Origin of the sequence: Flavonifractor sp. An10, from assembly GCF_002161215.1 — a bacterium.
Lineage (GTDB): Bacteria > Bacillota > Clostridia > Oscillospirales > Oscillospiraceae > Flavonifractor > Flavonifractor avistercoris.
Genome location: NZ_NFMB01000011.1, coordinates 128,025 through 140,853, shown reverse-complemented (window position 1 = coordinate 140,853; position 12,829 = coordinate 128,025). Strand labels below are relative to the sequence as shown.

Sequence of the window (12,829 nt, the reverse complement as noted above, 5' to 3'; positions counted from 1 at the left end):
GGTACGGACATTGATAAGCTGATGCCGCCAGTATCCCGGTTCGGCGGAGGCGGCGCCAGAGCCAAAAAGAAGCAGGGTGTGATCGATAAGTTGAAAGGCTTCTTTGAGCGGTTCTTCGGAATAGGCGAAGCGAGTTTTGATAAAGTGAATTGATTGGGTTTCTATTAAAGTAATATTTAATGTAAACGGGTTATCCCAATTAAAATGTATATAATGGATAAGTATACCCACAGATGGACAGGAAAGCGAGGAAACATATGGCAAAGAAAAATGATGATTTTTTCTTAGAGAAAAAGCCTTGGTCTGTTGTAAAAGATGAAATCCTTGGTTGCTATTTTAAACCGTATGTTTCTAAGATTCTCCATACATATAAGCCTTTAGTTTATGTGGATTGCTTTGCAGGTAAAGGAAAGTTTGAGGATGGCAATAGAGGCTCACCGTTAATTGCATTGGAGATTATCGATCAATGTCGCGCCAGCACAACAATGCAACAGGCTCAAATCAATGCCACATTCATTGATCTGAACTATGCCGATGATCTTCGACGAAATCTTGGCTCCTATCCATGGGTGAAAATCGTATCCGGAAAATACGAGGACAATATAAAGACTATTTTACGAGGTAAAGAAAACTGCAATATTTTCCTCTATATTGATCCTTACGGAATCAAGGCATTGCAGTGCTCCCTTTTTGATGAATTTGCTCAAGGCCATTTTAATTCTATTGAGTTGCTTATTAACCTAAATTCCTTTGGCTTTATTCGAGAGGCTTGCCATGCATTGGGGACAACTTTTGACGATACAACGCTGTTTGCCGACCTTGTGGAGTATGAGCCGACAAGAATGGATGCCTCTGAAAAATCCATTAGCGAACTTAATGAAATTGCTGGTGGAGACTATTGGAAACCTATTATAGTCGCATACAAAAAAGGAGAAATTGACGGGTATGATGCAGAAGCCCTGTTTGCGGAAAAGTACTGCATGAGGCTTAGAAAAAGTTATAAATATGTTTTGAATATGCCTTTGCGGATAAAAAAAGGCCAAAGGCCAAAGTATAGGCTTATTCATGCGACAAATCATCGAGATGGATGTCTTTTAATGGTTGATAATATCTGCAATAGGTGGGAAGCTTTGCAGGAAATTCAGTCAGGAGGACAAATGCAACTCTGGGCTGAGAATTTTGATAACCAAGCTGTAGATGAAGACGATATTGAGGAAAAGACGATTTTGCATTTTTCCCAATATAATTGCTTGACATCTCTCCACGATGCTTTGGCTATGTTTTTCATGAATTATGGACCAATTTGCTCCACTGGGTACGTTAAAAAGATTCTAAAAGGCCTCGAAGAAGATAAACGACTATTGGTATTAAGAAATCCAGATTATACATCCCGAGGGAAAAAGACTGCCTTTATGACTGAAGGAAAGGGACAAAAAATTTCTGTGAGGTGGATAAGGTGAAGAAAATAAAAAAGTTCATTCACAGAAAAACATTAATTTATAAAACAGAAGTTGAATATGGTGACTATACAATGAACCATGTTCTCGGTTGTTGCCATGGATGCTTATATCCCTGTTATGCATATTTGCTGAAAAAACGCTTTGGAGAAGTGAAATCATACGAAGACTGGTGTGAACCTGCCATTGTAGAAAACGCCTTGGAGCTATTAGACGCGGAACTTCCTAAGTTCAAAAACAAAATTCAAATGCTACATCTTTGTTTTACGACAGATCCGTTTATGTATGAATACGACGAAGTACGTGATATGAGCATCGCTGCCATAAAGAAAATAAATGCTTCTGGAGTTAAATGTTCTGTATTGACAAAAGGAGTGCTCCCGATTGAGTTGGCACAAATGTCTAAAGATAATGAATATGGTATAACACTCATATCAACAGACGAGGCATTTAGGGAACAGATAGAGCCGGGGGCTGCCCCGTGGAAAGAACGGTTGTCGGCTTTAAAGGCGCTTCATGATGCTGGGTGTAAAACCTGGGTTAGTATTGAGCCGTACCCAACACCAAACATCATAAAGCAAGACCTAATCCAATTGCTTGAAAAAGTTAATTTTGTTGATCGCATAATTTTTGGCCGCATGAACTACAACAAAGTGGTCACCGCATATTCAGATCACAAACATTTTTTTAACACTTGTGCCACCGAGGTAATAGCATATTGTGATAAGCTCGGAATTGACTATCATATAAAGAACGGAACCATAACGCCACAATGTGACACCAAATGAAAATCCAGATATACAGCAAGATAAAGAAGAGGTGTACCTGATATGCTCCTCCCTGGCCTCTACGAACAAGTCATCAATACTGCGCTGAACTGCGAGCTTGTGGAAATTCCCGAAGCCCGCAAATCGGTTGCGCCTATTGACAAGGCAGAGGCCTCCAAGATATTGGCGCAGTATCTGGCAGATGTGGTGCAAAAGGGCCTGGAGAATGTGGCGGACAACGGCGGGGGCATCTCTACCCAGATCGGCCTTGCCAACCAGATCGTAAACCTCATCCAGAATACAACGAAAGAAGCTGACTTTGCTGCGCTGAGCGTCGACCTGCGGGCAGAGCAGCTTCTTGCGCTTTTACAGGAGCAGGATCCACGACTGGCAGTGGGCAAGACAGCTGCCGACCTGAGCCGGCCGGAAACCTCCATTGCCCAGAGCAGCCTGTTTACCGGAGCTATCCATGAGCCCCAGATGTATACGGAGCTCAAAAAGGAGATCGTCTCTGCCGACCGCATCGATATGTTGGTATCCTTTATCAAGTGGAGCGGCTTGCGGCTCCTGATAGATGAACTGCGGGAGTTCACCCAAAACGGAGGGGAACTGCGGATCATTACCACCTCCTATATGGGAGCCACCGATGTGAAAGCCATTGAGGAGCTACGGGCCCTGCCCAGCACCAAAATCAAGGTCAGCTATGACACCAAGCGCACCCGACTCCACGCCAAGACCTATGTCTTTTATCGGGATACCGGCTTCACCACCGCCTACGTAGGCTCCTCTAACCTGTCCAACGCCGCCATCTCCAGCGGCCTGGAGTGGAATGTGAAGGTGACCCGCCGAGATCTGCCGGAGACCATCGACAAGATCGCCGCCACCTTTGAGAGCTACTGGAACTCCAACGAATTTGAGTATTACTCGGAGGATCAAAAAGAACGGCTGGCCCGGGCGCTGAAGGCGGAAAAATACTTCGACGCCAACAACGCCGAAGTGTACACCATGGACATCGCGCCCTACTCCTACCAGCAGGAGATTCTGGACAAGCTGGAGGCGGAGCGCACCGTCCGGGGCTATACCCGCAACTTGGTGGTGGCCGCCACCGGCACCGGCAAGACGGTGATTTCTGCTCTGGACTATAAGCGCTTTTGTAAGCAGCACTCCGGAAAGCCCTGCCGGCTGCTCTTTGTGGCTCACCGGGAGGAGATTTTACGGCAGAGCCTGTACACCTTCCGAGCGGTTCTGAAGAACGCCAATTTCGGAGAGCTGTTTGTAGGCAGCTACCGTCCAGAGGGAATTGACCACCTGTTTCTGTCCATCCAGACCTTCAACTCCCAGGATTTCACCGCCAAAACCGCTCCGGATTTTTATGACTACATCGTGGTAGACGAGTTCCACCACGCAGCGGCACCTACCTATCAGAAGTTACTGTCCTACTACCAGCCCCAGATCCTCCTGGGCCTGACAGCCACTCCGGAGCGTATGGATGGCAAGAGTGTACTGCCCTACTTCAACAACCGGATTGCCGCGGAAATCCGTCTACCAGAGGCCATCGACCGCAAGCTGCTGTGCCCCTTTCAGTATTTCGGCGTTACCGACACAGTGGATTTGAACACCCTGAAATGGAATGCCGGCGGCTACGACAAAAATGAGCTTTCCAATCTCTACACCCTCAGCGGCGCCGTGGCCAACCGCCGCGCCGATCTGGTGGTGTCCTCCCTTCTCAAGTATGTGACCGATATCGACGAGGTGAAAGGCCTGGGCTTCTGTGTGTCCATCGAGCATGCGGAGTTTATGTGCCGCTATTTCAATGACCACGGGATTCCGTCCATCTTTTTGACCGGGAAATCCTCCGATGAGGAGAGAAAAACCGCTAAAGGGAAGCTGGTCAGTGGTGAGGTTCGCTTCATCTTTGTGGTAGACATCTACAACGAAGGTGTGGACATCCCGGAGGTCAATACGGTGCTGTTCCTGCGCCCCACCGAGTCCCTGACTATCTTCCTTCAGCAGTTGGGGCGTGGCCTGCGGCTTGCGGAGAATAAAGAATGCCTGACCGTACTGGACTTTATTGGCCAGGCCAATAAGCGGTATAATTTTGAGGACAAGTTTGCCGCCTTGCTGTCCAATACCACTCGCAGCATGACCCGGGAGATCAAAGATGGATTTGTATCCGCGCCCAAGGGCTGCTACATCCAGTTGGAGAAAAAGGCAGCCAAGTACGTTCTGGACAACATCCGTGCCTCCTACGGCAATACCGCCGGACTGGTGTCCCGGGTAGCCAGCTTTGCGGAGGACAGCGGCCTGGAGCTGACCCTGGCAAACTTCCTGGACTACTACCATCTGGACCCCAGGGCAATTTATAAGTTTTCCTCCTTCTCCCGCATCTGCGCCAGGGCAGATGTAATTGCGGACTTTAGCGAACCGCTGGAGGAGGTACTTACAAAAGCTCTTGGCCGGCTGGCCGTTGTGGATTCCCGGCGCTGGATCCGCTTTTTGTTGGATCTGCTGCCCTGCCTGGACGATGTGGACTTTGCGACGCTGAGTGAACTGGAGCAGCGGATGCTCCAGATGTTCTATGTGACCGTCTGGGGCAAGGCGGCAGAGAGCTGGACATCCGATGAGGTACAAGACAACCTGTATACCCTCTCAGATAGTCCCGTGCTGCTGGACGAGCTTTTGGAACTGCTTCGATACCGGTATGAGCAGATCGACTTCATTGACGAGCCGGTGGAGCTTGGCTTTGACTGCCCGTTGGACCTCCACTGCACCTATACCCGAGACCAGTTGCTGGTGGCACTGGATTTCCTGAAACCGGCCACGGTGCGTGAGGGTGTGAAGTGGCTGCCGGAGAAACATCTGGATGTGTTCTTTGTGACGCTGAATAAGGCGGACAAGGACTACTCGCCCACCACCATGTATCACGATTACTCCATCAACGAAAATCTGTTTCACTGGCAGAGCCAGAGCACCACAGCGGCGGACTCTCCCACCGGTCAGCGGTACATCCACCACTGGGAGCGTGGGAGTAAGGTGCTGCTGTTTGTTCGGGAGTTCAAGGCGGACCGGATTACTGGAGGCGCTGAGGCCTATACCTTCCTGGGCACAGCTAACTACGTGAAGCATAGCGGGAGCAGGCCGATGAATATTACCTGGAAGCTGGATCGACCCATTCCAGCGAAGTTTTTGAAGAAGACAAATAAATTGGTGGTGGGATAAATGACAGAGGTAGTAGCAGCCCTGATCTGGGACCAGGACAAGTTTATGATTTGCCAGCGCCCAGCACATAAGGCAAGAGGACTCCTATGGGAGTTCGTTGGCGGAAAGGTAGAGCCAGGAGAAACCAAGGAACAGGCTCTGATTCGGGAGTGTCAAGAAGAACTGGCCATTACTCTGGATGTTGGCGAAGTATTTATGGATGTAACCCATGAATACCCGGATTTGACGGTTCACTTGACCCTATTCCATGCCACTATCCAGGAAGGGGTTCCGCAGAAATTGGAGCATAATGACATTCGCTGGATCACAGTGAATGAAATTGATCAATTTATGTTCTGCCCGGCGGATGAGGATATCTTAAAAAAACTAAAGAACAAAAAATAAGGTGATTACATCTCAAAACGGAGGTTTTCCATATGCCGGGAGAAAAATTTACGCTAATGCAATACTCAGTCAACGCAATTCTCGGCCTCATCGAGGCCAATGATTTTGTCATACCCGAAATCCAGCGTCCTTTTGTCTGGAAGCGTAGCCAAGTTAGAGATCTAATCGATTCTCTTTACCATGGATATCCCACTGGGTACATCATCACCTGGAAAAATCCATCGGTAAGGACCAAGGATGGCGGATACTCCCAGGGGAAAAAAGTCCTAATTGATGGTCAACAACGAATTACTGCCTTGATGGCCGCTATTTCTGGAAAAGAAGTCTTGGATGAAGATTTTAAAAAAGATCGGATCAAAATAGCGTTTAACCCCCTGGCAGCTGATGACAGCAAACGATTCGCCGTCCAGGACGCATCCCATTTAAAGGACAAAAAATGGATTCCAGACATCTCGGTTCTGTTTTCTGCTAATTTTAAGCCAAGAGCATTTGAAAACGAATACGCAAAAAACAACCCGAATGTAGACCTGGATGAGCTGGCCGATGAGATTAGCAAGCTTACCGGAATTGCAAACCGGCAAATTGGCGTAATTGAACTTGACCACTCCCTGGATATTGATGAGGTTACTGAAATATTTATCCGCATCAACTCCAAGGGGACCGCTCTAAGCCAATCTGATTTCGTCATGTCTAAAATGGCCGCAGATACCGACCACGATGGAAGTATAATGCGGAAAGCGGTGGACTATTTCTGCCATTTAGCGGTAAAACCAGAATTCTATGAAAATCTGAAAAAAGACACAGAGTTTCAGCAATCAATCTTTGCTGACAAGATTAAGTGGCTGGCAAACGATTATGACGACATTTATGATCCAGGGTATAGCGATATGCTGCGAGTCTCCTTCATGCATCAATTCCGTCGTGGAAAATTGGCCGACTTAGTAAGCCTGCTATCTGGTAGGGATTTTGAAACCAAGGAATTTCGCGAGGACATTGTATCTGATTCCTATCAAAAGTTGGAGCACGGCATTTTGAATTTTATCAATGAATACAACTTTGCACAGTTTATCCTGGCCATCAAAGGAGCTGGCTTTATTTCCAGCAAGCTTTTGAATTCTGCGATGACATTGGATTTTGCCTATACGCTCTACTTAATTTTATTGGATACCCCTGAAATTCCAAATGTACAAATTAAGCGGTATGTCCAAAAATGGTTCGTTCTTACCACGCTGACTTCCCGCTATATCGGCTCACCAGAATCCCAAATGGATCGTGATATGCGGAGCATCCAGGAAAAAGGCTTCAAGAATTTTCTATCCGAAGTAGAGGCTTCCGCATTGTCAGATACTTTCTGGACTGTCACACTCCCCCAGAACTTAGAGACATCTTCTGTAAATAGCCCTGCTTTTAATGTGTTTCTTGCTGCACAGGTTCATTTGAACTGCAATTCGTTGCTGATGAATGGTATAAAAGTTAGCGATTTAATTACTGTTGCGGGAGATATCCACCACATTTTCCCGAGAGCCTATCTTAAAAAGAATGGCATAGATAGCAAAACGAAATACAATCAGGTAGCCAATTATATTTATCTTGATACACAAGTCAACAAAGCTATTAGCGATGATGCACCCTGCGACTATTTTAGCAAGGCGTTTATGCAATGCGAAACTAAAGCAATAGAGTTGGGAAACATTTGCAACCTGTCACAATTGAACGAGAACTTACAAGAAAACTGTATCCCCCTGTCTGTAAAAAATATGGATGCATCCAGTTATGAAGAGTTTTTGACCGAGCGCCGCAAGTTGATGGCATCTATGATGAAACGGTATTATTGGAGCCTGTAAATTATGGAGTGTTGCGACATGAAACAATACCATAAGCTCGTTCGTGATCAAATCCCAGAGATCATTAAAGCAGACGGGAAAATCTGTATCTGTGAAACACTTTCTGACAAGGACTACATATATCTTTTGGACCAAAAGCTGAACGAAGAACTTGCTGAGTACCAGGAGAGCAAATCTCTGGAAGAGCTCGCCGACCTTCTGGAGGTCATGCAGGCTGTCGTAAAGGCCCGCGGCTGGACGCTGGAAGAATTGGAGCAGGTGCGGGCGGACAAGGCTGCCAAACGGGGCGGATTCGAGAAGAAGATCCTGCTGAAGGGAGTAAAGGAGGATTGCTAAATGGATATTGTAAGAGCAAAAGAGCTATTATCTGCTTTGGCTGACGGCATTGATCCATTCACTGGAGAACTTTTACCACAAAACCATGTATGCAATCAGCCTGAAATGATCCGAGCTTTTCATGAACTTTTGAATGTGATTCCTTCGCCCAAAAAGAAAAACCTACCCCGAAATGCCGGAAAACCATGGACGGATATTGAGGAAGAAAAACTACTGGATGAATTTGACTCAGGAATGACGACTTCTGCAATCGCCAAGGAGCATGGCAGGAGCAAAGGTACCATTGAATCCCGATTAGCGGATCTCGGGAGGATTACAGACACATATCTTAACAGGAAACCGAGGTGATCTCCATGCCAACCTACCGCTCCGTCTCTGGCAGCAGTGCCGAGGATTTGTTCATCGAGCTGTTCTCCGACACTTTTGGCGCCGAAAAGGCCGGCTATCTCTACTCCCAGTATCCCTTCTCTGATATCTACCAGAACAGCCGGTTTGCCGACTTCCTAATTGAAAACGGCGGGCGGAAGGTGGCCATCGAGATCGATGACGAAGCCTCTCACAACCCCAAGCTGGTCTCCCAGAACAATTTTTACGACGACCTGCTCAAGCAGAACAGCATGATCTACCTGGGTTGGGATGTGTACCGCTGGGCGGTGCGGCAGATGCAGCAGCAACCGGAGACCGTCAAGGACGAGCTGCGGGTATTCCTGGGCCAACATCCCAACTTCAAGGAAATTGAGGACTATCTCCCCACCCAGCGGGGCAAGTCCCTGGACGGTTCCAAACTGGAACTGAAGGAACACCAGAAGCAGGCCCTGGCGGCTCTGGAGGAGATGCGCTGCAACTTCGAGACCATCGCCCTGCTCTATCACGCCACCGGTACCGGCAAGACGGTGACCGCCGTCATGGACGCTAAGCGCTTTGGCAAGCGTACGCTGTTTCTGGCTCACACGGTGGAGCTGGTGGATCAGGCCACCAAGACCTTCCGGGAGCTGTGGCCCCGGGCCACGGTGGGCCGCTATGTGGAGAGTATGAAGCAGGGCAACGCCTTTGTGGTGTGCGGCAGCATCCAGAGCGTGGCGCTGAACCTGGAGCGGTTCAAACCGGATGACTTCGGCTACATCATCGTGGACGAGGCCCACCACGCCTCCGCCGATACATACCAGAAGGTCCTGTCCTACTTCACGCCGGAATTTACCCTGGGCCTGACCGCCACACCGGAGCGGGCCGACGACCAAAACATCCTGGATATTTTCAAAAACACCGCCCACAAGCTGGACATCCAGACCGCTGTGGAGATCGGCGAGCTGGTGCCGGTGCGGTGCATCCGCATCCACACCAACATCGACCTGACCAAAGTGCGGTTCAACAGCGTCCAATATAACATCCGGGATCTGGAGAGCAAGATCTATGTGCCGGAGCGCAACCAGCTCATCGTGGACACCTGGCTCCAGTATGTGAAGGACAAGCGGACCGTCATCTTCTGTGCCTCCGTCAAGCACGCCCAGGAGATCGCCGGGCGGCTCCACGACGCCGGCGTATTCGCTGAGGCCGTGTCCGGAGAGATCAAGGCCAGCGACCGCCGGGAGGTGCTGGCCCGGTTTGAGAAGGGCGAGACCAAGGTGCTGTGCGCCTGTGACCTGCTCAACGAGGGCTGGGACTGCCCGGCCACCGAGGTGCTGTTCATGGCCCGGCCCACCATGTCCAAGGTGCTCTATACCCAGCAACTGGGCCGTGGCATGCGGCTGTCTCCCGGCAAGGAGAGCCTGATGGTGTTTGACTTCGTGGACAACGCCAGCCAATACAACATGCCCTACACCATGCACCGTCTATTCCGGCTGAAAGAGTACAAGCCCGGTGCTCTGGTGCTGGGCACCAAACAGCAGAAAACCGCCGAACAGGGGCTTTATGACAAGGGTGAGCGCCCGGATGCCCTCATCGACTGGCCGGTGGACGCTTTGGACTACGAGCTGGTGGATATTTTTAACTGGCAGGAAGAAGCTGCCGGGATGATCTCCCAGATGGAGTTCGTCCGTCGGGTAGATGTGCAGACGGAGACCATTGAGCGGTATGTCCGGGATGGCCTGCTGATACCGGATCTGGTGGTGCCCATGAGTGATCACCGGACCTTCAAATACTTCAAAGAGGAGACACTCCAGAAGTATGCCCAGCAGTTTGGTTGGACGCTGATCGACGACTCCAACCGCAAGGATCTGTTTCTGGACATGGTGCGGCAGATGGATATGAGCTATTCCTACAAACCGGTACTGTTGAAAGCGGTGCTCCAGTTTGCCGACGACAAGGGCCGGGTAAAGCTCAGCGACATTGTCACCTACTTCCGGGAGTTCTACGAGTCCCGCCGAGCAGCTGGGCTGGTGGTGGAAAAGGCCAACAGCATTTACGCCAAGGGTGGCTATACAGATGCCCAAGCTCAGCGGAATATCCTGTCCAACCCTTTCAAGCGGTTTGAGGATATGCAGATGCTCCACCACACCAAGACCCTGGGCGTGATTCAGGTGGACGAGTCCATCTGGAAGAAGCTGACCCGCGAGGAGAAGCAGAAGATCGAGCGGATTTGCGATGAGAAGCTGGAAGAATATTACCGGCGGTTCAGGTAATATCAACAGAGAAAGGAAAAATGGGCGATGAATGTCATCTGCTTCGGCGATTCCAACACATACGGCTATGACCCCCGCTCCTATCTGGGTGGCCGCTACGCTGCGGACAGCCAGTGGGTGGATATCCTGGCCGAGAAAACCGGCTGGACCGTCCGTAACCTGGGGGAGAACGGCCGGGAGATTCCCTCAACGGCCCCTAACTTTCCTGCTGATACCGATCTGCTGATCGTCATGCTGGGCACCAACGACCTGCTCCAAAGCAGAAGCCCGGAACAGGCCGCTGAGAGGCTGGAGCAGTTCCTCTCTGGCATCTCCTTGGATCGAAGCAAGATCCTGGTGATCGCTCCGCCGCCGGTGAAATGGGGCGCGTGGGTTCCCAGTCAGCAGCTCATTGACGATTCCCGGACCTTTGCCCGGCTCTGTCAGACCTTGACGGAGCAGTTGGGCATCCGCTTTGCCGACGCCGGGAAATGGGATATCCCCTTGGCCTACGACGGCGTCCATTTTACGGAGCAGGGGCACAGAGCCTTTGCCGCCGGACTTCTGGAGGTACTCAAATGAAACGAATATTCCCCTCTTTGCTGTTATCCCTATTGCTGCTGACCGGATGCGGAGGAAATACCTCGGACGGCTACCAGCAGATCACTCAGGAGGAGGCCAAAGAGATGATGGACACCCAGGAGGTCATCATCCTGGATGTGCGGGAGCAGGACGAGTATGACAGCGGCCACATCCCCAGCGCGGTCCTGCTGCCGGTGGGGAGCATCGACGAGGATACTGCCGCTGAGGTGATCCCCGAAAAGGATTCCACCGTTCTGGTCTACTGCCGCAGCGGGAACCGCAGCAAGACGGCATCCTCTGCCCTGGCGGAACTGGGCTACACCAACATCTACGAATTCGGCGGCATCAACACCTGGCCCTATGAGACGGAGTCATAGCCCCGGAAATAGGGAGCCTAAGCACATGTGGCCCTTGCAAAAACTGCATCGCCGATACAAAGAATACACGGGACGCGCCTTTTGGCGCGTCCCGTTGTTCATTTTCTGACGATTCGTCCTCACGGCTTCCCCAGCCAGTCTTTGAACTCGTCCAGGGTGATGACCTCCCGGTCGCATTTCTTTTTCATCTCTCTGGCCTGTTCGCTCCAGGCGTAGAACTGCTCGTCGGTGATGCGGCCAGCCTTGATCCAGGCAAAGCGTTTCTTGTACTCCTTGCGGTAGGCCTTGAACACCGGATCGTCAGACTGTTTCTTGGTCCACTGCTGGAAGGCCCCGGCCTCCCGGCAGGTCTGCTGGCCGGAGGCCGCCGGGCGCTCACAGTACTCCGCGCTGACCCGGCCGGTCTGTGGGAACCACCGTCCGCAGTTCTTGCACCGCCGGACAGTGATCCCACGCTCCACGCAGCTGCGCAGGGAGTAGTCGATCATGTCCGAAATGTGGAGGGGATACAGGACCGGCGAGCACCGGCCCGGCTCCACCGGTTCAAAGCTGAGGGGGATGGGCCGGAAGGAGAACAGAGACGGGTCCTTGGGGGCATCGTAGAGATAGTGTGCCGATGCCTGCTGCTGGGGATCCCGCCCCGCCTTGTCCACATCCAGAACGAGATCAAAGAAACGCTGTACCTGCTGCTGATAAAGCGGGAGCTGTTCCGGGATGCCCTGCAGCTCCTCCAGCATCTGCTGATCCTCCCTGCTTCCCCGGTCCTGGGTGATCCCCATGCGTCCAAACCGCTCAAACCAGCGCACATACAGAAGATTCAGGTAGATGTGCCGGCTCCCAAGGTCACCCAGGTCCATCAAGGTACGGACCCCAGCATCTCTATCATCCCTGTCGATCAGAAGGGACCAATTCTCATAAGCCCGCTGCAGCAGGGGCTCCAGCTCCTTACAGTCGGTCTCCAGAAAAGACAGCAGGCTCTCCAGGAACGGGAGTTCCTTGTAGGTCGAGGGAACGCCCTGGACCCCGTGGCTATCAAATTGGAAAACCTCTTTTTTCTCAGAGAAGTACATCTTGGCATACCACATGTCGGCGCCCTCCAAAATAGACAATCGTAAAAAATTTATAAAATAGTCTTGACAAGGGGGTAGGTTCACATGCTACAATACTCTCACAGGGAACTGTCAAAATAATCTTACAATAGTCTAACACCCGCAAATCCGATTGTCAACGGGAAACTGGTCCCAAACATTCGGAACGGCACCTTGC

The 12,829-nt window shown here is 50.7% G+C and carries 11 protein-coding genes; 10 read left to right on the top strand and 1 reads right to left on the bottom strand.

Annotated features, from left to right (window positions below; translation table 11 throughout):
* The first annotated feature begins 257 nt into the window (after positions 1-257).
* From tcmP to B5E42_RS17765, 10 genes are read left to right on the top strand one after another with little or no spacing between them, the layout of a single operon-like run.
* The gene (gene tcmP / locus B5E42_RS17810) at positions 258-1,460 is read left to right on the top strand and encodes a three-Cys-motif partner protein TcmP (RefSeq protein WP_162614018.1); all 1,203 of its coding nucleotides are present in this window, start codon (positions 258-260) and stop codon (positions 1,458-1,460) included.
* On the top strand, positions 1,457-2,245 hold the full coding sequence (locus B5E42_RS17805) for a radical SAM protein (RefSeq protein ID WP_087242118.1): 789 nt from the start codon (positions 1,457-1,459) through the stop codon (positions 2,243-2,245). The genes tcmP and B5E42_RS17805 overlap by 4 nt, the downstream gene beginning before the upstream one ends.
* A 42-nt stretch (positions 2,246-2,287) precedes the next feature.
* Positions 2,288-5,443 (top strand): DEAD/DEAH box helicase, encoded by a 3,156-nt coding sequence (locus tag B5E42_RS17800; RefSeq protein ID WP_087242116.1) that lies wholly within the window; start codon positions 2,288-2,290, stop codon positions 5,441-5,443.
* Positions 5,444-5,827, top strand: a complete 384-nt coding sequence (locus tag B5E42_RS17795; protein WP_087242114.1) for a (deoxy)nucleoside triphosphate pyrophosphohydrolase — start codon at positions 5,444-5,446, stop codon at positions 5,825-5,827.
* A gap of 32 nt (positions 5,828-5,859) precedes the next feature.
* Entirely contained in the window at positions 5,860-7,671 is a 1,812-nt protein-coding gene (locus tag B5E42_RS17790; protein ID WP_087242112.1) for a DUF262 domain-containing protein, read from the top strand.
* Between the two features lie 18 nt (positions 7,672-7,689).
* Positions 7,690-8,007 (top strand): nucleoside triphosphate pyrophosphohydrolase, encoded by a 318-nt coding sequence (locus B5E42_RS17785; protein ID WP_087242110.1) that lies wholly within the window; start codon positions 7,690-7,692, stop codon positions 8,005-8,007.
* Positions 8,008-8,355, top strand: a complete 348-nt coding sequence (locus tag B5E42_RS17780) for a hypothetical protein (RefSeq protein ID WP_087242108.1) — start codon at positions 8,008-8,010, stop codon at positions 8,353-8,355.
* A 5-nt stretch (positions 8,356-8,360) separates the two neighbouring features.
* Positions 8,361-10,625: a DEAD/DEAH box helicase gene (locus tag B5E42_RS17775; protein WP_087242126.1), complete on the top strand. Its 2,265-nt coding sequence runs from the start codon at positions 8,361-8,363 to the stop codon at positions 10,623-10,625.
* A gap of 27 nt (positions 10,626-10,652) precedes the next feature.
* Positions 10,653-11,186 carry a GDSL-type esterase/lipase family protein gene (locus B5E42_RS17770; protein WP_087242106.1) on the top strand — a complete coding sequence of 178 codons (534 nt, stop codon included), beginning with the start codon at positions 10,653-10,655 and terminating at the stop codon, positions 11,184-11,186.
* A complete protein-coding gene (locus B5E42_RS17765; protein WP_087242104.1) occupies positions 11,183-11,563 on the top strand; it encodes a rhodanese-like domain-containing protein in 381 nt (126 codons plus the stop codon). The genes B5E42_RS17770 and B5E42_RS17765 overlap by 4 nt, the downstream gene beginning before the upstream one ends.
* A 119-nt stretch (positions 11,564-11,682) precedes the next feature.
* Here B5E42_RS17765 and B5E42_RS17760 read toward each other — a convergent pair whose 3' ends face one another.
* Positions 11,683-12,648 carry a DUF6076 domain-containing protein gene (locus B5E42_RS17760; protein WP_087242102.1) on the bottom strand — a complete coding sequence of 322 codons (966 nt, stop codon included), beginning with the start codon at positions 12,646-12,648 and terminating at the stop codon, positions 11,683-11,685.
* Positions 12,649-12,829: the final 181 nt, after the last annotated feature.